Origin of the sequence: Methylobrevis albus, assembly GCF_015904235.1 — a bacterium.
Taxonomy (GTDB): domain Bacteria; phylum Pseudomonadota; class Alphaproteobacteria; order Rhizobiales; family Pleomorphomonadaceae; genus Methylobrevis_A; species Methylobrevis_A albus.
This window is the reverse complement of record NZ_JADZLT010000050.1, coordinates 134,155-155,931: the sequence shown is the minus strand read 5'-3', so window position 1 is coordinate 155,931 and position 21,777 is coordinate 134,155. Positions and strand designations below refer to the sequence as shown.

At 70.6% G+C, this 21,777-nt stretch carries 15 protein-coding genes; 10 read left to right on the top strand and 5 right to left on the bottom strand.

Annotated elements, in window-relative coordinates:
* Positions 1 to 63 precede the first annotated feature (63 nt).
* The 7 genes from I5731_RS10440 to I5731_RS10410 all read left to right on the top strand — a co-directional run bounded on the left by I5731_RS10440 (position 64) and on the right by I5731_RS10410 (position 10,219).
* Entirely contained in the window at positions 64 to 573 is a 510-nt protein-coding gene (locus I5731_RS10440; RefSeq protein ID WP_197311329.1) for a formate dehydrogenase subunit gamma, read from the top strand.
* Positions 570 to 2,144 (top strand): formate dehydrogenase beta subunit, encoded by a 1,575-nt coding sequence (locus I5731_RS10435; RefSeq protein ID WP_197311328.1) that lies wholly within the window; start codon positions 570 to 572, stop codon positions 2,142 to 2,144. The genes I5731_RS10440 and I5731_RS10435 overlap by 4 nt, the downstream gene beginning before the upstream one ends.
* Before the next feature lie 11 nt (positions 2,145 to 2,155).
* Positions 2,156 to 5,032, top strand: a complete 2,877-nt coding sequence (gene fdhF, locus I5731_RS10430) for a formate dehydrogenase subunit alpha (protein ID WP_197311327.1) — start codon at positions 2,156 to 2,158, stop codon at positions 5,030 to 5,032.
* A 10-nt stretch (positions 5,033 to 5,042) separates the two neighbouring features.
* Complete coding sequence (fdhD, locus tag I5731_RS10425; protein ID WP_197311326.1) at positions 5,043 to 5,894, top strand: formate dehydrogenase accessory sulfurtransferase FdhD; 852 nt, start codon at positions 5,043 to 5,045, stop codon at positions 5,892 to 5,894.
* Positions 5,884 to 6,117: a formate dehydrogenase subunit delta gene (locus I5731_RS10420; RefSeq protein ID WP_197311325.1), complete on the top strand. Its 234-nt coding sequence runs from the start codon at positions 5,884 to 5,886 to the stop codon at positions 6,115 to 6,117. The genes fdhD and I5731_RS10420 overlap by 11 nt, the downstream gene beginning before the upstream one ends.
* A gap of 124 nt (positions 6,118 to 6,241) precedes the next feature.
* Positions 6,242 to 8,443 carry an ammonium transporter gene (gene amt, locus I5731_RS10415; RefSeq protein WP_197311324.1) on the top strand — a complete coding sequence of 734 codons (2,202 nt, stop codon included), beginning with the start codon at positions 6,242 to 6,244 and terminating at the stop codon, positions 8,441 to 8,443.
* Positions 8,444 to 8,539: 96 nt separating this feature from the next.
* Complete coding sequence (locus I5731_RS10410; RefSeq protein WP_197311323.1) at positions 8,540 to 10,219, top strand: thiamine pyrophosphate-binding protein; 1,680 nt, start codon at positions 8,540 to 8,542, stop codon at positions 10,217 to 10,219.
* A gap of 13 nt (positions 10,220 to 10,232) precedes the next feature.
* On the opposite strand, the gene I5731_RS10405 is transcribed toward I5731_RS10410, so the two are convergent.
* The 4 genes from I5731_RS10405 to xseA all read right to left on the bottom strand — a co-directional run bounded on the left by I5731_RS10405 (position 10,233) and on the right by xseA (position 18,036).
* Positions 10,233 to 12,620 carry a methyl-accepting chemotaxis protein gene (locus tag I5731_RS10405; RefSeq protein ID WP_197311322.1) on the bottom strand — a complete coding sequence of 796 codons (2,388 nt, stop codon included), beginning with the start codon at positions 12,618 to 12,620 and terminating at the stop codon, positions 10,233 to 10,235.
* A gap of 125 nt (positions 12,621 to 12,745) precedes the next feature.
* A complete protein-coding gene (locus tag I5731_RS10400; protein ID WP_197311321.1) occupies positions 12,746 to 15,481 on the bottom strand; it encodes a bifunctional acetate--CoA ligase family protein/GNAT family N-acetyltransferase in 2,736 nt (911 codons plus the stop codon).
* A gap of 113 nt (positions 15,482 to 15,594) precedes the next feature.
* Entirely contained in the window at positions 15,595 to 16,425 is an 831-nt protein-coding gene (locus tag I5731_RS10395; RefSeq protein ID WP_197311320.1) for a universal stress protein, read from the bottom strand.
* A gap of 174 nt (positions 16,426 to 16,599) precedes the next feature.
* On the bottom strand, positions 16,600 to 18,036 hold the full coding sequence (gene xseA / locus I5731_RS10390; protein ID WP_197311319.1) for an exodeoxyribonuclease VII large subunit: 1,437 nt from the start codon (positions 18,034 to 18,036) through the stop codon (positions 16,600 to 16,602).
* 568 nt (positions 18,037 to 18,604) lie between these two features.
* On the opposite strand from xseA, the gene I5731_RS10385 reads away from it, so the two are divergent.
* On the top strand, positions 18,605 to 18,757 hold the full coding sequence (locus tag I5731_RS10385) for a hypothetical protein (protein ID WP_197311318.1): 153 nt from the start codon (positions 18,605 to 18,607) through the stop codon (positions 18,755 to 18,757).
* Positions 18,758 to 18,790: 33 nt separating this feature from the next.
* Here I5731_RS10385 and I5731_RS10380 read toward each other — a convergent pair whose 3' ends face one another.
* On the bottom strand, positions 18,791 to 19,540 hold the full coding sequence (locus tag I5731_RS10380; protein ID WP_197311317.1) for a type 1 glutamine amidotransferase: 750 nt from the start codon (positions 19,538 to 19,540) through the stop codon (positions 18,791 to 18,793).
* A 502-nt stretch (positions 19,541 to 20,042) separates the two neighbouring features.
* Here I5731_RS10380 and I5731_RS10375 point away from each other — a divergent pair.
* On the top strand, positions 20,043 to 20,657 hold the full coding sequence (locus I5731_RS10375) for a LysE family translocator (RefSeq protein ID WP_197311316.1): 615 nt from the start codon (positions 20,043 to 20,045) through the stop codon (positions 20,655 to 20,657).
* A gap of 178 nt (positions 20,658 to 20,835) precedes the next feature.
* Positions 20,836 to 21,768, top strand: coding sequence for a DMT family transporter (locus I5731_RS10370; RefSeq protein WP_235981702.1), 933 nt, complete (start codon positions 20,836 to 20,838; stop codon positions 21,766 to 21,768).
* The last annotated feature ends 9 nt before the right edge of the window (positions 21,769 to 21,777 follow it).

Here is a 21,777-nt window from a genome sequence, read left to right as displayed (position 1 = left end):
ACCAATTCGATTTCTCTATCGTCGCACGGAAGCGCTTTATTGATCCGAAGCGCTTCGGCGCCCATGATTGGAATAACTAAAAAATGGGAGGCGTCGGCTTTGTCGCGTCACGAGACATTCAGTGCTGCCCGGACGCGGGACATCGTGTCCGCTCACCTCGATCTGGAAGGCCCGCTGCTGCCGATCCTGCATGCGGTGCAGGAAGCCTTCGGTTTCGTGCCCGAGGCCGCCGTGCCGGTGATCGCCGAGGAGCTGAATCTCTCCCGCGCCGAAGTGCATGGTGTCGTCACCTTCTACCACGACTTCCACCGCGCCCCGCAGGGCCGCCACGTGCTGAAGCTGTGCCAGGCCGAGGCCTGCCAGTCGCTCGGCTGCCGCGAGCTCACCGCCCAGGCCGAGCGCGCGCTCGGCGTCGGGATCGGCGAGACGTCGCCGGACGGCCGCGTCACGCTGGAGGCGATCTACTGCCTCGGCCTCTGCGCCACCGGCCCCGCCGCGATGATCGACGGCCGCCTCGTCGGCCGGCTGACGCCGGCGAAGATCGACGGTCTCTGCGCGGAGGTCGATCGATGAGCGCCGCCATCCGCGTCTTCGTCCCCAGCGACGCCGCCGCCCGCGCCTGCGGCGCCGACGAGGTCGCCATCGCGCTCCGCGCCGAGGCGCAGCGGATCGGCGTCGACATCGACCTCGTGCGCAACGGCTCGCGCGGCATGCTCTGGCTCGAGCCGCTGGTCGAGGTGGAAAGCGCCGGCGTGCGCTACGGCTTCGGCCCGGTCGAGGCGTCGGACGTGCCGGGGCTGGTCGCCGCCGGCCTCTTCACCGCGCCGGCGTCCGTTTCGGGGCCGCTGGCGATCGGTCCGGTCGCCGAGCACCCGTTCCTCGCCGCCCAGCAGCGCCTCACCTTCGCCCGTTGCGGCGTCACCGATCCGCTGTCGCTCGACGATTACATCGCCTACGGCGGCTACAAGGGCCTGCAGCGTGCGCTGGCGCTCGGGCCGCTCGGCATCGTCGAGGAAGTCACCAAATCGGGCCTGCGCGGCCGCGGCGGCGCGGGCTTCCCGACCGGCATCAAGTGGAAGACCGTCCACGACACCCCCGGCGCGCAGAAGTACATCGTCTGCAACGCCGACGAGGGTGACAGCGGCACCTTCGCCGACCGCATGATCATGGAAGGCGACCCCTTCCAGCTGATCGAAGGCATGACGATCGCCGGCATCGCCGTCGGCGCCACCCGCGGCTACATCTACTGTCGCTCGGAGTATCCCGACGCCATCGCCACCATGCGCGCGGCGATCGTCACCGCCCGGCGCGCCGGCTTCCTTGGCGCGCGCGTCTACGGCACCGACCACGCCTTCGAGCTCGAGATCCGCGAGGGCGCCGGCGCCTATGTCTGCGGCGAGGAAACCTCGCTGCTGGAATCGCTGGAAGGCAAGCGCGGCCTGGTGCGCGCCAAGCCGCCGCTGCCCGCCCACAAGGGGCTGTTCGGCCGGCCGACCGTCATCAACAACGTGCTGTCGCTGACCGCCGTGCCGCACATCCTCGCCGACGGCGCCGCCTTCTACGCCGACTACGGCATGGGCCGCTCGCGCGGCACCATGCCGGTGCAGCTCGCCGGCAACATCCGCTACGGCGGCCTGTTCGAGATCGCCTTCGGCATCACGCTCGGCGAGCTCGTCGAGAAGATCGGCGGCGGCACCGCCTCGGGGCGGCCGGTGAAGGCCGTGCAGGTCGGCGGCCCGCTCGGCGCCTACTTCCCGCCGGCTTTGTTCGATACACCCTTCGACTACGAGTCGTTCGCCAAGCGCGACGGGCTCATCGGCCACGGCGGCATCGTGGTGTTCGACGACACCGCCGACATGGCGCTGCAGGCGCGCTTCGCCTTCGAGTTCTGCGCCATCGAGAGTTGCGGCAAGTGCACGCCCTGCCGCATCGGCTCGACCCGCGGCAAGGAGACGGTCGAGAAGATCATCGCCGGCGAGGATGTCGATCGCAACCTCGAGGTGATCGCGGATCTCTCGAACACGATGAAGTTCGGCTCGCTGTGCGCGCTGGGCGGCTTCACCCCATATCCGGTGACGAGCGCGATCGCGCATTTCCCGGATGACTTCCGTCGGTCGGCGCGCTTGCCCGCCGCCGCCGAATGAGGAGAAACGAGATGGGCCTGATCAAGGAAATCGACTTCGGCACCCCGGCCTCCAAGGCCGTGAAGATGGTGACGCTGACCATCGACGGCGTCGCGGTGACGGTGCCCGAGGGCACCTCGATCATGCGTGCCGCGATGGAGATGGGCACGGCCATCCCGAAGCTCTGCGCCACCGACATGCTGGACGCCTTCGGCTCCTGCCGGCTCTGCCTGATCGAGGTCGAGGGCCGCAACGGCACGCCGGCGTCCTGCACCACGCCGGTGGCCGAGGGCATCGTCGTCCATACGCAGACCGAGCGACTTAAATCGATCCGCAAGGGCGTGATGGAGCTCTACATCTCCGATCACCCGCTCGACTGCCTGACCTGCGCCGCCAACGGCGACTGCGAACTGCAGGACATGGCCGGCGCCGTCGGCCTGCGCGAGGTCCGCTACGGCTACGAGGGCGACAACCACGTCTTCGCCAAGCAGGGCGGCGCGGCCAACGACCAGTGGCTGCCGAAGGACGAGTCGAACCCCTATTTCAGCTACGACCCCTCGAAGTGCATCGTCTGCAACCGCTGTGTCCGCGCCTGTGAAGAGGTCCAGGGCACCTTCGCGCTGACGATCTCCGGCCGCGGCTTCGACAGCCGCGTCTCGCCGGGCATGTCGGAAGCCTTCTTCGAGAGCGAGTGCGTCTCCTGCGGCGCCTGCGTGCAGGCCTGCCCGACCGCGACGCTGACCGAGAAGAAGGTGATCGAGGTCGGCCAGCCCGAGCATTCGGTCATCACCACCTGCGCCTATTGCGGCGTCGGCTGCACCTTCAAGGCCGAGATGCGCGGCGAGGAACTCGTGCGCATGGTGCCGTGGAAGGATGGCAAGGCCAACCGCGGCCACTCCTGCGTCAAGGGCCGCTTCGCCTGGGGCTATGCCTCGCACCGCGACCGCATCACCAAGCCGATGGTGCGCGACAAGATCACCGATCCGTGGCGCGAGACGACCTGGGAAGAGGCGATCGGCCGCGTCGCGTCCGAGTTCAACCGCATCCAGGACAAGTACGGCCGCACCGCCGTCGGCGGCATCACCTCGTCGCGCTGCACCAACGAGGAGACCTTCCTCGTCCAGAAGCTGATCCGCGCCGGCTTCGGCACCAACAACGTCGACACCTGCGCCCGCGTCTGCCATTCGCCGACCGGCTACGGCCTGAAGACCACCTTCGGCACTTCGGCCGGCACCCAGGACTTCGACAGCGTCGAGGACACCGACGTCATCCTCGTCATCGGTGCCAACCCGACCGACGGTCACCCGGTGTTCGGCAGCCGCATGAAGAAGCGCCTGCGGGAAGGCGCCCGGCTGATCGTCGTCGATCCGCGCCGCATCGACCTCGTCCGCACGCCGCACGTCAAGGCCGACCACCACCTCGCGCTGCGCCCCGGCACCAACGTCGCCGTCGTCACCTCGATGGCGCACGTCATCGTCACCGAGGGCCTGGCCGACGAGGCGTTCATCGCCGAGCGCTGCGACCTGCTCGAATACCGCGAGTGGGCCGCCTTCGTCGCCGACCCGCGCCACGCGCCGGAAACCACCCAGGCCTTCACCGGCGTGCCCGCCGAGGAACTGCGCCGCGCCGCCCGGCTCTACGCCACCGGCGGCAACGGCGCGATCTACTACGGCCTCGGCGTCACCGAGCACAGCCAGGGCTCGACCACCGTGATGGCGATCGCCAACCTCGCGATGGCGACCGGCAACATCGGCCGGCCGGGCGTCGGCGTGAACCCGCTGCGCGGCCAGAACAACGTGCAGGGCGCGTGCGACATGGGCTCGTTCCCGCACGAGCTGACCGGCTACCGCCATGTCAACGACGACGCCACCCGCGCGATCTTCGAGACGCTGTGGGGCCGGCCGCTCGACAAGGAGCCGGGCCTGCGCATCCCGAACATGCTGGACGCCGCCGTCGACGGGACCTTCAAGGCGATCTACATCCAGGGCGAGGACATCCTCCAGTCCGACCCGAACACCACCCACGTCGCCGCCGGCCTAGAGGCGATGGAATGCGTCGTCGTGCAGGACCTGTTCCTGAACGAGACCGCGAACTACGCCCACGTCTTCCTGCCGGGCTCGACCTTCCTCGAGAAGGACGGCACCTTCACCAACGCCGAGCGCCGCATCCAGCGCGTCCGCCGCGTGATGAGCCCGAAGAACGGCTACGCCGACTGGGAGATCACCCAGCTGATCGCCAACGCGCTCGGCCTCGGCTGGGCCTACGCGCATCCGTCCGAGATCATGGACGAGATCGCCTACCTGACCCCGACGTTCACCGGCGTCAGCTTCGAGACGCTGGAGCGCCTCGGCTCGGTGCAGTGGCCGTGCAACGAAGAGCATCCCGAGGGGACGCCGATCATGCACGTCGACCGCTTCGTGCGCGGCCGCGGCCAGTTCGTGCTGACCGAATACGTGCCGACCGACGAGCGCACCGGCGCGCGCTTCCCGCTGATCCTCACCACGGGCCGCATCCTCAGCCAGTACAACGTCGGCGCCCAGACCCGGCGCACCGACAACTCGCTCTGGCATGAGGAAGACCGGCTCGAGATCCATCCGCACGACGCCGAGCAGCGCGGCGTCAACGACGGCGAATGGGTCAAGATCCAGAGCCGCGCCGGCGAGACGGCGCTGCGCGCCGTCGTCACCGACCGCGTGGCGCCGGGCGTGGTCTACACCACGTTCCACCACCCGCTGACCCAGGCGAACGTCATCACCACCGACTTCTCCGACTGGGCCACCAACTGCCCCGAGTACAAGGTGACCGCGGTGCAGGTCTCGCCGTCGAACGGCCCGACCCGCTACCAGGAGGACTACGACGCCTTCACCAAGCAGTCGCGCCGCATCGCGACCGCCGAGGCGGCGGAGTAAGGCAAACGCGATGGTCGATCCCGTCGCCCGCGTCCGCGCCGTCCGCGTGCCCCTCACCGGGCCCGCGGAGGCGCTGGAGCGCGCGGTGCCGGAGGAGGTGCCCGTCGCGCTGGTGCACGACGGCACCACCTATGCGGTCATGCTGGCGACGCCGTCCGACCTCGAGGACTTCGCCGTCGGCTTCAGCCTCACCGAGAAGGTGATCGCCGCGCCGGACGAGATCCGCGAGTTCGAGGTCGTCGAGCACGACGAGGGCATCGAACTGCGGATGTGGCTGACGCCGGAAGCGGGCGGCCGGGTACGCGAGCGGCGCCGCCTCACCGTCGGCGGCACCGCCTGCGGCCTCTGCGGCGTCGAGAGCCTCGCCGTCGCCGTCGCGCCGGCGACGCGCGTTGCCGGCGAACTTCATGTCCCCCCGGATGCCATCCACCGCCTGCTCACCGCGCTCGGTCCCGCCCAGGAGCTGAGCCGCGCCACCCGCGCGACCCACGCCGCCGGGTTCTGGACGCCCGCCGACGGTCTCGTCGCGGTGCGCGAGGACGTCGGCCGCCACAACGCGCTCGACAAGCTGGTCGGCGCCGTCGCCCGTTCAGGGATCCGCGGCGCCGACGGCGTCGTCGTCGTCACCAGCCGTGTCTCGGTCGAGATGGTGCAAAAGACGGCGGCACTGGGCGCCACCATTCTCGTCGCGGTCTCGGCGCCGACGGCGCTTGCCCTGCGGGCGGCCGAGGCGGCGGGGCTTACCCTTGTCGCGGTGGCGCGCAGCGATTCCTTCGAGTTATTCACTCACCCCGGCCGCATCCTGGCCGACGCCGACGCAGATGCCGCCGGCGCTCCGGAGACCCTGGTTCATGTCGCATAAGACGCTCGATACGCTGGTGATGATGGCGAACCAGATCGCCCGCAACATGATGATCCAGGGCGAGGAGCGCGCCCTGCCGCAGATCTCCGAGCACATCCGGCTCTATTGGGATCCGCGCATGCGCAAGGCGATCGACGCGCATCTCGATGCCGGCGGCGAAGGCCTCGACGATCTCGCGCGCCGTGCGCTCACGGCCCTGCGCGACGAGCGCGCAGCAAGCTGAATCAAATGGTTCGCGGCAGGTGATACAATTTGGAAAAGATCAGGACATTCCTTGATTTAACGTGATTGTAAGGCCCCGCTCGGCATGGTCGGTGCTGGATATTGGCATTGGCATCGGAAGCTGAATGGGCCAGGTCACCCTCGACACGCTCTGGTTGATCTTGTGCGGAACACTCGTGTTGTTCATGCAGCCGGGCTTCCTCGGCCTCGAAAGCGGGGCCGTTCGCGCCAAGAACAACGTCAACGTCGCCGCGAAGAATCTCGCCGATTTCTGCATTGCCGCGCTCGCCTTCTGGGCGGTCGGCTACGGCATGATGTTCGGCTCGACGCATCTCGGCCTGATCGGACAGGGGCCGTGGCTGGCGAGCGGGACGAACGGCTACACCACGGCCTTCATCTACTTCCAGGTGATGTTCTGCTCGACGGCCGCCACCATCGTCTCGGGTGCCGTCGCCGAGCGCATCACCTTCGTCGCCTATCTCTGCTTCGCGCTCCTGCTCGCGGGCTTCGTCTACCCTGTGTTCGGGCACTGGGCCTGGGGCTCGGGTCCGGCGGGGGAGGGGGCCGGGTGGCTGAAGGCGCTCGGCTTCCGTGACTTCGCCGGATCGACGGTGGTGCACTCCGTCGGCGGCTGGTCGGCACTCGCGGCGATGATCGCGATCGGCCCGCGCATCGGCCGCTTCGGCGGCAACCGGTTCCCGGTGCAGGCGCAAGGCGTGCCGTTCTCGATGCTCGGCGTCTTCCTGATCTTCATCGGCTGGATCGGCTTCAACGGCGGCAGCCTGCTCGGCTTCACCGACCGGGTGCCGCAGATCATCCTGTGCACCCTGCTCGCGGGCGCGACCGGTGGTGCCGTGACCTTGCTGCTGCATGTGATTCCCGGTCGCCCGGCCGGCGTCTTCGACATCGGGAACGGCGTCATCGGCGGCCTCGTCGCCGTCACCGCCTCCGCCGACATCGTCTCGCCCATTGCTGCCGTCGCGCTCGGCCTGCTCGGCGGCGCCGTGGTCATTCCGGTCCGCAGCTGGCTCGAAAAGGCCGAGATCGACGACGCCATCGGCGCGGTGCCCGCCCACCTCGCGCCCGGCGTGCTCGGCACGCTGGCGGTGCCCTTCGTCAACATCGCCGACGTTCCCCCCTCGCTCGACGGCCTGCTGCACGCGGTCGGCGTCCAGTTCACCGGCGTCGTCGTCTGCGCGGCCTGGAGCTTCGGCGTCGTCTACACCGCGGTCCGTCTCGCGGCCGTCGTCATCCGCGTCCGCGTCGATCCCGACGTCGAGCGCCGCGGCCTCAACGTCGCCGAGCACGGCGTCACCACCGACATGGCGCACCTCATCGGCCGCTTCAGCGCGACGACGCCGCGCAACCGGCTCGGCGACCTGTTCGACCAGGCCGACGAGGTGATCTCGGTCGACGTGCTCGACCCCGCGGTCGAATCGCTGACCGGTTTCCGCGACGTGCTCTCCGCCCGGCGCTGGCAGTTGACCACCGCCCGCGAAGGCGGCTCGACCGAGGAGCGCCGCGACATGGCCGCGGTGATCGAGCGCCTCGACCAGGATCTGCGCTTTGCGATGGAGGAGGCTTGCCTGATCGTCTCGCAGACGGTCGGCTCCGATCTCTTCACCCTCGGCGCCGAGGGCGACCGGCTCGGCGCGGCGCGTCGGCTCAACCAGCTCGTCGGCCGCCTCGTGCGCGATCTCGACAGCCTCACCGCGCGGCTGCGCCTCGAAACCGACGTCGACATGATCCTCGGTTTCGTCGAGACCGCGCGCGACAAGACCCACACCTTCTGCCGCAAGGTGGAGACGGTATCGGACTACTGCGCCGCCCTGACCTCGACCGAGGACACCCGCGAGGTCGCGACCGACCTGCGCGCCGCCGTGCGCGAAGTCGTCGACAGCTTCCGCTCGCAGGCCTCGGTCTACAACGTGCTGATGGCGACGGAGATCGCCCCCGACGTCGGCGCGGCGGGGGTGGCCGCCAGCGTGCTGCGGCGCGTCCTGAAGGTCGTGATCGAGAACGCCATCGTCTTCAACCGCGACGGCGGCGTCGTCCAGATCGCCGTGTCGCGCGACCACGCCATGGCGACGATCGAGGTGACGGATTCCGGCATCGGCATGTCCGACGCCGAGATCGCCCTGGTCGAGGATCCGTTCCGCACCCCCGAGGACGGCCGCGAGACCTTCGGTCTTTCGCTGGCGCTCGTCTCGCGGCTGATGCGCCAGGCCGGCGGCGAACTGGTGATCCGCAGCGAGAAGGGCGTCGGCACCCGCGTCACGGCCAGGCTGCCCACCGCCGGCCGCCGCGCCCTGCGCGCCGTCGCCTGACCTTTCCTTGGCGGTCCCGGCTGACTATGGTCGCGCGAAACGGACGCCGGTGGCGTCCCGCCGCGATGCCGCCCAGCCGAGGACTTCACCCCCGCCATGTCCGCTTCCCCCGCCGCCAGCCGCAGCGCCGCGCGCCTGATTGTCGACCTGCTCGAAGCCCAGGGCGTCAGCCGCGTCTTCTGCGTGCCCGGCGAGAGCTATCTCGCGGTGCTCGACGCGCTGCATGATTCGCCGATCCGGACCATCGTCTGCCGCCAGGAAGGCGGCGCCGCGATGATGGCCGAGGCGACCGGCAAGCTCACCGGCGAGGTCGGCGTTGCCTTCGTGACACGCGGCCCCGGCGCCACCAACGCCGCCGCCGGTCTGCACGTCGCGGCGCAGGATTCCTCACCCATGGTCCTGTTCGTCGGCCAGGTCGGCCGCGACATGAAGGAGCGCGAGGCCTTCCAGGAACTCGACTACAAGGCCGTGTTCGGCACGATCGCCAAATGGGTGGTCGAGATCGACGACCCGGCGCGCACCGCCGAGCTCGTCGGCCGCGCCTTCCAGGTCGCGCTCGCCGGCCGGCCCGGGCCGGTGGTGGTGGCGCTGCCCGAGGACATGCTGCACGAGGCGGTCGCCGCGGGCCCGCTGCGGCCGCGCCTGCCCGTCGCCGTCAGCCCCGGGCTCAACCTGATGGTGCAGTTGCAGAAGCGCCTCTGGGCGGCCGAGCGACCCATCGCCGTGCTCGGCGGCGCCGGCTGGACGCCGGCCGCGACCGCCGCCTTCCAGCGCTTCGCCGAGCGCTTCGACCTGCCCGTGACCTGCTCGTTCCGCCGCCAGATGCTGTTCGACAACGGTCATGCGAACTACGCCGGCGACCTCGGCATCGGCGCCAACCCGGCGCTGCTCGCCCGCATCAAGAGCTCCGACCTCGTGCTGCTGGTCGGCGGCCGGCTCTCGGAGATGCCCTCGCAGGGCTATTCGCTGTTCGGCATTCCCGATGCCGGCGTGCCGCTGGTGCACGTCCACGCCGACGTCGAGGAACTCGGCCGCGTCTACCACGCCGACCTCTCGATTCTCGCCAGCCCGCAGGGCTTTGCCGCAGCCGCCGAAGGGCTGCAGCCGCCGAACCGGATCGTCTGGGGCGCCGAAACGCGCGCGGCCAATGCCGATTATCACGCCTGGAGCGACGAGCCGCCGGCGACGCCGGGCGCTGTGCAGATGGGCGACGTCATCCGCGTGCTGCGCGACCGTCTGCCGGACGACGCCGTGCTCACCAACGGCGCCGGCAACTATGCCACCTGGGTGCACCGCTTCTGGCGCTTCCGCCGCTTCGGCACGCAGGCCGCGCCGACCTCGGGTTCGATGGGCTACGGCCTGCCGGCCGCGATCGCGGCGAAGCTCGCCCGCCCGGAGGCGCCGGTGATCGCCTTTGCCGGCGACGGCTGTTTCCAGATGACCTGCCAGGAATTCGGCACGGCGATGCAGGCGGAGGCGGCGGTCATCGTCATCGTCGTCGACAACGGCATCTACGGCACGATCCGCATGCACCAGGAGCGCAATTACCCGGCCCGGGTCGTCGCGACCGACCTCGTCAATCCGGATTTCGCGGCGCTCGCCCGCGCCTACGGCGGCTTCGGCGAGACCGTGGAGCGGACGGAGGAGTTCGCGCCGGCCTTCGAAAGGGCGCTGGCGGCGGGCCGGCCGGCCCTGCTGCACCTCAAGGTCGACCCCGAGGCGATCACCCCGACGACGACGATCACGGCCCTGCGCGCCGCCGCCAGCCGGGGCTGACGCCGGCGCGGCGTCAGGCTGCGCGGACGCTGGTCAGGAAGCGGTCGACGACGGTGCGCAGCGCGGCGGCCTGGCTGTTGACGTCCTGCGAGACGTCGAGCACCTGGGCGGCCGACTGGGTGGTCTCGGCCACCACCCGGTGCAGCGCGCCGGTCTCGGTGACGACGGCGCCGGTTCCGGCGGCGGCGCGCTGGGCGTTCTCGGAGATCTCGCTGGTCGCGTGGCCCTGCTCGATGATCGAGTCGGCGATCGCCGAGGTGGCGCGGTCGACATCGGTCATCGTGGCGGTGATAGCCCGGATCGCCTCGACGGCCTCGGCCGTGCCCGTCTGGATCGCGGCGATCTGGGTCGCGATGTCCTCGGTCGCCTTGGCGGTCTGGCTCGCGAGGCTCTTCACTTCGGAGGCGACCACGGCGAAGCCGCGCCCGGATTCGCCGGCCCGCGCCGCCTCGATGGTGGCGTTGAGGGCGAGCAGGTTGGTCTGCTCGGCGATCGCCTTGATCAGCGCGACGACATTGCCGATCCGCTCCGCACCGGCGGCGAGGCTGGCGATCTTGTCGTCGGTGGTTTTCGCGGTCGCGCTGGCGCGGGTCACCGTCGCGGTCGCGATCTCCACCTGCCGGCCGATCTCGCCGATGCTGGCGGCGAGTTCCTCCGCCGCCGCGGCGACGGTCTGCACATTGCCCGATGCCTCGTCCGAGGCGCGGGTGGCGCTCGACGTGCGGTCGACCGCCTCGTTGGCGATTTCCGACAGCGCCCGGGCGGTCGCTTCCATCTGGTCGGCATTGTTGCCGACGGCGTCGACCAGCGTTTCGATCTCGGAGCGGAACGCGCCGATCATCGCCTCGATCCGGGCCTGGCGATCGGCGCGGGCGTGGTTCTCGCGCTCGGCGGCGGCGCTGAGGCGACGGCGCTCCACGGCGTTGTCGCGGAACACGCGGACGGCGGCGAGCATGCCGCCGATCTCGTCGCGCCGTTCCTTGGTGTCGATCACGACGTCGGTGTCGCCGTCGGCGAGCCGGCGCATCGCCCCGGTGATCCCGGCGATCGGGCCGGCGATCAGGCGGCTGAGCAGCGCGGCGACCGCGAGCGCCAGCACCAGCGCGCCGGCGATGGTGACGATCATGGTCCAGGAGGTCGAGGATTCGCTGGCGCTCGCCGAACTGGCGCGGCTGGCGACGACCTGCTCGATCGCCGAGATCGCCTCGGCCGCCTGGGCGCGCGCCGATTCGCGGGCGGCGGCGTAGGCGCCGGTCGCGGCGACGAGCTGGTCGAAGCTCGCCGTGGTGGCGGCGAGGGTGTCGGTCGGGTCGGCGATGCCGGTCTTCTTCACTTCGGCGCCCATCACGCCGAGCATGCGGAAGCGCGCGGTGACGCTCTTCGCCACCGGCTCGGTCGGCGTCAGGCGATAGCGGATCAGGTCGATGGCGAGATGGTTGACGGCGTTGCCGAACGAGCGGCCGGCCTCGACACCGGCGATGCTGGTGACGCGGTCGCCGTCGTTGGAGCTGACTTCCGCCTCGGCGGCCCGCAGCGTCGCCGTCAGGATCGAGCGCAGCGTGCCGACCCGCTGCGTCATCCGCGCGGTGGCGGCGACGGCGGTGCCGCGGTGCTGCTCGATCTCGGTGAGGTTGGAGGCCTCGACCATCGCCTTCAGCACGGCCTCGAGCATGGCGAGGTCGTTGGCGATGCCGGTCGCGTGGGATTTCGTCTGCAGGATCAGCGTGCTGGCGGCGAGGTCGCGGACCTGGGTCTGCATGTCGCGGATCGCGTCGCGCGCCGTGCGCAGTTCCATCGGGTCGGAGGTGATGACGTAGGTGGTGAGCGCGAGGCTGGTGCGCAGCGCGCCCGCCTCGACGCCGGCCGCCATGCGGCCGAGCTCGTCGATCTGGCGCATGCGGGTGCGGATCTCGTCGGTGCCGGTCGAGAGCGCGTCCGCCCTGGCCGTCAGCATCGAGACGACCTTCAGCGTCGCCTTGCCGAGGTCCTTGGTCGCGGCCTCGATCGCCGCGACGGCCGCGTCGATGCGGCCCGTCGCGGTTTCCAGCGTGCCGATTTCCACCGCGAAGCCGTCGAGCGCATCATAGGCGGTGGCGAGGCCCGGTTCGCCGCGGCCGCCGAGCGCGTCGAGCTTGCCCGCTATCGCCTGCAGCTTCGCCTGCGCGTCGGCGCTGGTCGCCGGGTCGCGCGTCTCGACGAAGCGGTCGACGGCGTTGCCGGCGTTGTTGACGTCGGCGAGGATCGAGGCGGAGCGGGAGGTCTGGTCGACGGCGAGGCCGAGCGTGCGGATGCCGAGCAGGCCGACACCGCCGACGAGCCCGCCGAGCAAGGTGACGGCCACAACGCCCGCGGCAATCTTCACGCCGATCGAACGGTTGCTGGCAAACGAGACTGCCGACATCGGATTCCCCCCTCGACCTTGGTCGGTCGTAGAGGGCAACGATATTCAGAAATGATAAACAAATTCTGCAAATCGCCGAAACCTGCACTTAACCATGCGACATCTCGACGCTGGCCGAGCGCGATTCAGACCGTCACGCCTTCGGCGACCATGGCGCTGCGCACGTCGAGCGTCACCATCATGATCTCCTGCGCGTCGGGCTCGGGCACCGCGACGAAGCCGAGCGCCTCGCACATCGCCAGCATGGTGCGGTTCTCGCGCAGCACCTCGCCGCGGATGCGGCCGTAGCCCTCCTTGGCGGCAAAGGCGATGATCCGCCGCATCAGCGCCCAGCCGAGCCCGGCGCCCTTGAGGTCGGAGCGGACCGCGATGGCATACTCGCCGGTGACACCGTCCGGATCGCCGTGCAGCCGCACCGCGCCGAGCATCTCGCCGGTCGCCTCGTCGATGGCGATGAAGGCCATGGCGCGAGCGTAGTCGATCTGGGTCAGGCGGGCGATGAAGGCGTGGCCGAACTCCCGCACCCGGGCAAAGAAGCGCAGCCGCATGTCCTCGGCGCTCATCCGCGCGAAGAACGGCGGATAGAGCCGTTCGTCCTCTGGCCGCAGCGGCCGCATCAGCACGGCCATGCCGTTCTTCAGCGTGATCCGGCTCTCCCACTCGCTGGGATAGGGGCGGATGGCGAGGCGCGGGTGCCCGGCTGGCCGTGCCTCGTGCACGATGGTCGGGCTGGTGTCGGCGGCGACCGAGATGCGGGCGTCGACGACGACGATCCGCTCGGCGTCCGCGATGATCGGGTTGAGGTCGATCTCGCGGATTTCGGGATGTTCGGCGACCAGCAGCGACAGCCGCACCAGCAGGATCGCCAGCGCCTCGCGGTCGACGGGCTTGCGGTCGCGGTAGCCGGCGATCTGGCGCGAGACGCGGGTGCGCGCGACGAGGTCGAGCGCGAGGTTGACGTCGAGCGGCGGCAGCGCCAGCGCCTTGTCGTCGATCACCTCCACCGCCGTGCCGCCGCGGCCGAACACCACCACCGGGCCGAACAGCGGATCGTCGGCGACGCCGGCGATGAGCTCGACCGCCTTCGGCGCGATCACCATCGGATGCAGGGTGATGCCGTCGATGCGGGCCTCGGGGCGCATGTCGCGCGCCCGGCCGACGATCCGGCGCATGGCGTGGATCACCGCCTCCGGCGTGCTGAGCTCTAGCTCGACGCCGCCGACGTCGGATTTGTGGATGATGTCGGGCGAGGCGATCTTCGCCACCACCGCCTTGTAGCTCGCGAGCAGCGTCTTCGCCGCGTCCACCGCCTCGAAGGCATCGGCGCACAGGATCGCCGGCAGGGCCGGGATCTCGTAGGCGGCGAGCACGTCGGCGACTTCGCTCGCCGTCAGCCAGGTGCGCTCATCCTCGAGCGCCCGTCGGATCGTGCGCCGCGCCGTCTCGCGGTCGGGCGCAAACCCGGCGAGCAGATCGGGCGGCGTCGCGGTCAGCGCCTCCTGCGCCTCGTTGTAGCGCACGAGATGCATCACGCCCTGGATGGCGCGGTTGGGCGAGGAGAGGCAGGGAATGTGCGCGGCGGTGAACAGTGCTTCGGAGCCGTCGTCGCTGCCTAGCCACGCCGCCATCACCGGCTTCTTGACGAAGGCGTTGGCGCGATGCGCCGTGACGGCCTGCACCACCGCCTCGGCAGCTTCGCGCGAGGAGGCGAGGGCGGTCGGGCAGTTGATCGCGACGATGGCGTCGACGCCGCGGTCGGCGAGCAGGGCGGTGGTCGCCGCCGCATAGCGCTCCGGACCGGCGTCGCCGATGATGTCGATCGGATTGGCGCCCGACCACGTCGCCGGCAGCGCCGCGTCGAGCGCGGCTAGGGTGTCGGGCGAGAGCTCCGCGAGGCTGCCGCCGAGGTCGACGAGCGTATCGACCGCCATCACGCCGGCGCCGCCGCCATTGGTGAGGATCGCGATCCGCCGGCCGCTGAGGCGCGGCACGTGGGTCAGCGTCTCGGCGGCGGCGAACAGCTCGTCGAGGCTGCGCACGCGGAGCAGGCCGGCGCGGCGGAAGGCGGCGTCATAGACCGCGTCGACGCCGGCGAGCGCCCCGGTGTGCGAGGCGGCGGCCCGCGCCGCGGCTTCGTGACGACCGGACTTGATGACGACGACCGGCTTCATGCGCGCCGCCGCCCGCGCCGCCGACATGAAGGCCCGCGCATCGCGGATCGCCTCGACGTAGAGCAGGATCGCCCGGGTGCGGTGGTCGAGGGCGAAATGGTCGAGCAGGTCGGCGAAGCCGACGTCGAGCGCGTCGCCGATCGACACCAGCCCGGTGAAGCCGACGCCGTTGACCTCGGCCCAGTCGAGCACGCTGGTGATGATGGCGCCCGACTGCGAGATCAGCGCAAGGTCGCCCGGACGGCCCGGGCGCTGCGCGAAACTCGCGTTGAGCCCGGCGGGCGGCGCGATCAGGCCGATCGAGTTCGGCCCGATCAGGCGCATGCCGTGCCGCCGCGCCGTGGCGAGCACGGCCTCGGCGATCGAGCCCGGCCCGCGGCCGAGCCCCGCCGTTATGATCACCGCGCCGCGCGCGCCGCGCCGGCCGAGCGCGTCGACCGCCTCCTCGACGGCGGCGGGCGGAACCGCAACGACGCCGAGGTCGGGGGCGACGGGCAGTTCCGCGACCGAGCCGAACACGAAGTTGCCGTCGATGCGGCCGCCGTGCGGGTTGACGAACAGCACCCGCGCCTTGGCGGTGGCGGCGAGGTTTGCCGCCGTCACCGCACCGACGCTTCCGGACGTCCGGCTGGCGCCGATCAGCGCCACCGCCTTCGGATTGAAGAAGACGTCGATCTGCTCCTGGCTCATTGGTCCGCCATCCGGCCGTCGCACCATCGAAAGTCGTCGGCAGCATAGCCGCTGCGCCACATCGCCGACACTCGCCATTCGGACGGCGCCGGCGCCGGTGGTCTACAGGGCCGTCAATGCACCATTGCGACCGGAACGGTCATCGTCTCCAGCATGGCGCTGGTGGTGCCGCCGAGGAAGAACTGGCGCAGGCGGCTGTGACCGTAGCCGCCCATGACCAGAAGGTCGGCGCCGCTTTCGCGGGCATAGTTGTCGAGCGTCGCGGCAATGCCGCCCGGCTCGTTGTTGATCGTATTCACCGACACGCTGAGCCCGTGCCGGGCGAGGAAGGTGGCGACGTCCTGGCCCGGCGCGCCGAACCAGGTCCGATCGGTGGCGACGATCACGATCTCCACCTCGGCGGCTGTCCGCAGCAGCGGCAGGGCGGCGTGCACCGCCCGCGCGGCGTTGGAACTGCCGTCCCAGGCGATGACGACGCGCTTGATGACGAGGTCGCCGGTGTAGCGCCGCGGCACGATCACCAGCGGCACCCCGGCGTCGAACAGCATCGCCTCGATCAGGGCGGTGCGCATCGGCTCGGGCCGGTCGGGGTCTTCCTGGCCGATGAGCACGAGGTCGCTGAGATGCGCCTGCGCCAGCACGGGGGCGATGTTGCCGGCGAGCGTGGTCAGGGTGCGCGCCTCGAAGGCGACGCCGTTGCGGCTGGCGAGCGCCTCGAAGCGCCCGGCCGCCGCCTTCGCCTGTCGCTCGGCTTCCTCGATCGCCCCGGCGAGAAACTCGGCCGGCAGCGGCACCGACAGGTAGCCCGGCGTTATCGGCTCCATCGCCAGCGCAAGGCCGGTGACGTGCGAGGAGTGTGCGGCGGCCAGCGCCACCGCGGCGCGGGCGGCCGGCAGCGTATCGTCGAACACGTCGACGACGGTGAAGATGTCCTTGATCGCCATGATGCGTCTCCTGCCCGGCACGGCGGCGTGGCGCCATGCGCTGTTGAGGGGAAGCAGACCACGCTACTGCCGCAGGCTCGTTGATCCAGCGCAACGGCCGCGGATCGGCCACCCCCTTCTCCCGGAACATGGCGTCGCCCCTGCCCGATTGCGACCCGCCGGGGGCGGGAGCCGTCAGAAGAGATCGCCCTGGCTCTCGGATGGCTTCGCCCGGCCCGAGCGGCGCACCGACGGCCGCGCGGCGGCCTCGGCCTGTGCCGGCGTCGCGCCGTCGGCGGTGGCCGCGATCCGCCCGTCGGCGAACTCGATCGCCAGCGCCGCCCCCGGCATCACCGCGGCGGCGCTGCGCAGCGGCTGGCCGCTAGCATCGCGGACGAGGGCGAAGCCGCGCGCGAGCACCGCCGTGTAGCTGACGACGCCAAGCAGCCGCGCCTGTCGCTCGAGCGCCTCGCGCCGCCGCTCGGCGAGGATGCCGAGCGCCCGCCCGGCGCGCCGGTGCAGCCCGTCGAGCCGCTCGGCCGCCGTGCCGAGCCGGACCGCGAGGCTCGCCGGCGAGAGGCGCGCGGCGGCGCGGTCGAGCCGGGCGCGGTGCGCGGCGGTGTTCGCCCGCAGTGACTGGCCGAGGTTGCTCGCCGCGCTGTCGAAGCGCTGGCGCGGCAGGGCGAGGATGTCGCGCGGGCGGGGCAGCCCGCGCGCGGCGGCCGACAGCGAGCGTCGGTTGGTCTCGATGTAGCGGGCTAGCGCCGCGCGGTGGCGGCGGTCGAGCCCGGCGACGACGTCCATGAGCTCGCTGCGCACCGGCACGGCCATTTCCGCGGCCGCCGTCGGCGTCGGCGCGCGCACGTCGGCGGCGAGATCGATCAGCGTCCAGTCGGTCTCGTGCCCGACCGCCGAGACGAGGGGAATCTCCGACGCGGCGGCGGCGCGCACCACCACCTCGTCGTTGAAGCCCCAAAGGTCCTCGAGGCTGCCGCCGCCGCGCGCGACGATGATGACGTCGGGCCGCGGGATCGGCCCGCCCGGTGCGATCAGGTTGAAGCCGGCGATCGCCATCGCGACCTCGGTGCCGCTGGTCTCGCCCTGCACCCGCACCGGCCACACCAGCACGCGCACCGGAAACCGGTCGGCGATGCGGTGCAGGATGTCGCGGATGACGGCGCCGGTCGGCGAGGTGACGACGCCGATCACCCGCGGCATGTAGGGCAGCGGTCGCTTGGCCTCGGGCGCGAACAGGCCCTCGGCGGCGAGCCGCGCCTTGCGCTCCTCCAGCAGCGCCATCAGCGCGCCGACGCCCGCGGGCTCCAGCGCGTCGATGACGATCTGATACTTCGACGAGCCGGGATAGGTGGTGAGCTTGCCGGTGGCGATCACCTCCATGCCCTCCTCGGGCCGGAAGCGCAGCCGCTGCATCGTCGGCCGCCAGACCACCGCCTCGATCCGCGCCTTGTCGTCCTTCAGCGCGAAATAGGCGTGGCCCGACGAATGCGGCCCCCGGTAGCCGGAGATCTCGCCGCGCACGCGCACGAACCCGAACACGTCCTCCACCGTCCGCTTCAGCGCGAAGGAGATCTCGGAGACGGTGAACTCGGCGGCATTGGTCGGTTCGGACATGGCCCCTCGGCTGCCGGAATGGGTGGCGAAGATGGCCACGCGGGACGGGCGGCGTCAACGGAGGGGATGGGGAGAGTTGGCGGTAGAGGAATGGGCAGGCTTTTCGGCCGCGATGGATTGGATCGATCGCGGTCGTGCGGTCCGCAGTCTGGAAGAACGTCAAACCCCGGGCTTTTCCCTCGTCCTTCGAGACAGGCGCTTCGCGCCTTCCTCAGGAGAGGGAAAAGCATAAGCATCTGAATGACAAGCAGAAATCCCTCGAAGGCCTCATCCTGAGGAGGCCCGGAACGGGCCGTCTCGAAGGGCGAGGCCGGGCACGCCGGCCCATGCCGTCGTGCTGAACCGGACAGCAGCGGGTCAAGCCCGGCAATGACGATGGAAGGGTTCGAGCACGGGAATTCGGCCGACGTCATCTCCACGCGCGGTGAGACGTTGCCGAGACCGAGGTCGCCGCCGCCGTCACCCCCGTTTCAACGATGCGAGACGGGCTTACATCCGATGGAACATATGACGACTGGTGCCGTTGAGCGGCGGGGCCGGCTGTTGCGCCGGAGGACAGGAGACCCGCATGACCGGTAACAGGACACCGCTTTTCTACGGCGTGATCGCCCTTCTCGTCGTTGCCGTCGTGGTACTGGGCTACCAGCTCTACGAGACGGAGCGGCAAGACGGCGTCGAGATCAGCGTCGACGAGGGCGGCATCGCGATCGAGCCGAACTGATCGGATTAACCATTTCGGAGCGCCGCCGCCGGATCAGGCGGACGCCGCGTCCGGTACCATGGCGGCGGGCACGGCGCCCGACGGGCGCACCTGCGCCACCCACGCCCGCGCCAGTGCGAGGCCGACCTCGTCGGCGCGCTTGCCCAGCGTTTCGGCTTCGGCCGGGAATCGCTCGTTCCAGTCCGGTGCCTGGTCGGCGAGCAGGCCGGCATAGTCGACCGTCCAGTCGGCGACCACGGAAGTATCCGCCTCGAAGTGGAACTGGATCGCGTAGACCGCCCGCCCGATTCGCACCGCCTGGTGCCGCGTCAGGTCGCTTTCGGCGAGATGCACCCCGCCCGGCGGCAGTTCGAACGTATCGTTGTGCCAATGAAACAGCGGCGCGCCGTCGCCGAGCGCCGCGATCACCGGGTCGGCCCGGCCGGCGGCGGTGGGGCGCACCTCCTGCCAGCCGAATTCCAGCGGCCGGCCGATGATGTTCGCGCCGCCATGGCCGCGCGCAACGAGCTGCGACCCGAGGCAGATCCCGAGCACCGCCTTGTCCGCCGCGCCGAACCGCCGTGTCAGCTCGGCGAGCTGCGGCAGATGCGGATAGGCCTCGTCCGCCAGCGCGTTCTGGCCGCCGCCGAAGGTGATCAGCCCGTCATAGGGCGCGTGATCGTCCGGCACGGTCTCGCCGAGGTCCGCCCGGACGAGGTCGAAGCTCGCGCCGGCTTCCTCGAGCGCGCGGCCCACGGTGCCGAGGCGGGTGTGCGCATAGTTGACGACGATCAGGATGTGCATGGGGCCACCGGCGCGGGAACACGACCATTCGTGATTACCATGGCCGGCGCTGGCCCGGGTAGCACCCGCCGGCATCGCTGCCGTGCGACGCGGCACTGCTGTCCGGTTCGTGCCGTGTCGCCCTGCGCGGACAAGGTGTTGAATCTCGACCCGCCGGGCGTCAGTTCCGATGAACCCCTCTCGATCGTCATCGCCGGGCTTGACCCGGCGACCCAATAGCCGCGCCGCATCGATCGAGACAAGGTATTGATTATAGCAATATTTCACATTGCGAACACCATTCCGTACCGGACAGCGAGTGGGTCACCGGCTCAAGGCCGGTGATGACGGTCGCGAGGCTGAGCAACCCGACGTCCGCCGGGACTTGCCGAACCGGGCAGCAGTGGCGACGTGGGGGGATTCGACGATCAGCCGGCTCCCGCGGCGGCTTTTCGGGTGGCAAGGTCCGGCGCCAGGCGTATGAGTGCGGTCCTCTTCCGCATCAGCCGGCCGGACCGCACCCATGGATCCCCTCAGCCTCGCCGCCTTCACCGCCGCCCTCGCGCTCGCCGTCGCCTCGCCAGGGCCGGGCATCACCGCCGTCGTCGCCCGGGCGCTCGGCGTCGGCTTCCGCCGCACGCTGCCGATGGTCGCCGGGCTCGTCGCCGGCGATCTCTGTTATCTCAGCTTCGCCGCCTTCGGCCTCGCCGCGCTCGCCCAGTCGTTCGGGATGGTGTTCGTCGTCGTGAAGTATCTCGGCGCCGCCTATCTGCTCTACCTCGCGGTCAAGCTGTGGCGTGCGCCGGGCACGATCGGGCCGGTCGACGCCGACGGGCGCGCCGGCGATCCGCTGCGCGCCTTCCTCGCGGGCTTTGCCATCACCCTCGGCAACCCGAAGGTGATCGTGTTCTATCTCGCGCTGCTGCCGTCGATCGTCGATCTCGAAAACCTGACTCTGCTCGGGTTCGCCGAACTCGCCGCCGTCGTCGTCACCGTGCTCACCGCGATCGCCGTCGCCTATGCCGCGGCGGCCGACCGGGCGCGGCTGTTCTTCCGCTCGCCAAGGGCGATGCGGCTGCTCAACCGCGGCGCGGGCACCATGATGGCGGGTGCGGCGGTGGCGGTCGCCGCGCGCTGAGGGGCCGGGAGCGCGGCGTGCGGCTCAAGGCGTGAACGAAACGGAACATCCGCGCCTCGCATCACGAGAACCGATCGGTTCCATCACCAGCGTCAATTGGATCGCGTCGCCGCGGCATGCGAGACACGGAAGTTCGGGCGGCAGTGCGGCTGCGCCCCGCGGCAGCGAGGGCCGATCGATGGCGAGCATGGCGGACGAGGCGAAGGGCGGCAGGCCCGGGGCCGGCGGGCTCACGGCGGTCGACGCCGGGCTCTATGCCGTCACCGTCTTCGCCTGGAGCACGAGCTGGTTCGCGATGAAGCTGCAGGCGGTCGGCGGTGTCGCCGCCGACGTCTCGGTGGTCTGGCGCTTCCTGATCTCCGCCTCGCTGATGCTCGGCTGGGTCGTCGTCTCGCACCGGCCGCTGCGCTTTGCCCTGCGCGACCACCTCCGCTTCGCCGCGATGGGCGTCGCGATGTTCTCGTCGAACTTCTTCCTCTATTACATCGGCAGCCACTCGCTGCCCTCCGGGCTGCTCTCCGTCGTCTTCTCGCTCGCCTCGGTGTTCAACCTCGTGCTCGGCGCGCTGCTGCTCGGCCAGAAGATCTCGGCCGGCGTCGCGCTTGGCGCCGTGGTCGGCTCCACCGGCATCGCGCTGATCTTCTGGCCCGAAATCGCCGGCACCGAGTTCAACCACGATGCGCTGATCGCGCTCTGCCTCTGCATCGGCGGCACGCTGCTGTTCTGCCTCGGCAACATGATCTCGTCGACGCTGCAGCGGCGCGGGATCTCGGTGATCTCGGCGAGCGCCTGGTCGATGGCCTATGGCGCGGCGTTCATGGCGACGGTGGCGCTGATCCGCGGCAGCCGGTTCGAATTGCCGCTCGACGCGGTCTATCTCGGCTCGCTCGGCTGGCTCTCGGTGGTCTCCACCGTGATCGCCTTCGCCTGCTACCTGACGCTGCTCGGGCGCATCGGTTCGGCCCGCGCCGGTTATTCGGCGGTGGTGTTCCCGGTGTTCGCGCTGATGATCTCGACGGTCGCCGAGGGCTACGTCTGGACGCCGCTCGCCGTCGCCGGGCTCGGCGCCGTGATGCTCGGCAACATCATCGTGCTGACGCGCCGGCGCTGAGCCCGCCGC

Coding starts and splice junctions, on each gene's coding strand:
- I5731_RS10440 (WP_197311329.1), top strand. CDS start 64: ATGATTGGAATAACTAAAAAATGGGAGGCGTCGGCTTTGTCGCGTCAC.
- I5731_RS10435 (WP_197311328.1), top strand. CDS start 570: ATGAGCGCCGCCATCCGCGTCTTCGTCCCCAGCGACGCCGCCGCCCGC.
- fdhF (WP_197311327.1), top strand. CDS start 2,156: ATGGGCCTGATCAAGGAAATCGACTTCGGCACCCCGGCCTCCAAGGCC.
- fdhD (WP_197311326.1), top strand. CDS start 5,043: ATGGTCGATCCCGTCGCCCGCGTCCGCGCCGTCCGCGTGCCCCTCACC.
- I5731_RS10420 (WP_197311325.1), top strand. CDS start 5,884: ATGTCGCATAAGACGCTCGATACGCTGGTGATGATGGCGAACCAGATC.
- amt (WP_197311324.1), top strand. CDS start 6,242: ATGGGCCAGGTCACCCTCGACACGCTCTGGTTGATCTTGTGCGGAACA.
- I5731_RS10410 (WP_197311323.1), top strand. CDS start 8,540: ATGTCCGCTTCCCCCGCCGCCAGCCGCAGCGCCGCGCGCCTGATTGTC.
- I5731_RS10405 (WP_197311322.1), bottom strand. CDS start 12,620: ATGTCGGCAGTCTCGTTTGCCAGCAACCGTTCGATCGGCGTGAAGATT.
- I5731_RS10400 (WP_197311321.1), bottom strand. CDS start 15,481: ATGAGCCAGGAGCAGATCGACGTCTTCTTCAATCCGAAGGCGGTGGCG.
- I5731_RS10395 (WP_197311320.1), bottom strand. CDS start 16,425: ATGGCGATCAAGGACATCTTCACCGTCGTCGACGTGTTCGACGATACG.
- xseA (WP_197311319.1), bottom strand. CDS start 18,036: ATGTCCGAACCGACCAATGCCGCCGAGTTCACCGTCTCCGAGATCTCC.
- I5731_RS10385 (WP_197311318.1), top strand. CDS start 18,605: ATGACCGGTAACAGGACACCGCTTTTCTACGGCGTGATCGCCCTTCTC.
- I5731_RS10380 (WP_197311317.1), bottom strand. CDS start 19,540: ATGCACATCCTGATCGTCGTCAACTATGCGCACACCCGCCTCGGCACC.
- I5731_RS10375 (WP_197311316.1), top strand. CDS start 20,043: ATGGATCCCCTCAGCCTCGCCGCCTTCACCGCCGCCCTCGCGCTCGCC.
- I5731_RS10370 (WP_235981702.1), top strand. CDS start 20,836: ATGGCGAGCATGGCGGACGAGGCGAAGGGCGGCAGGCCCGGGGCCGGC.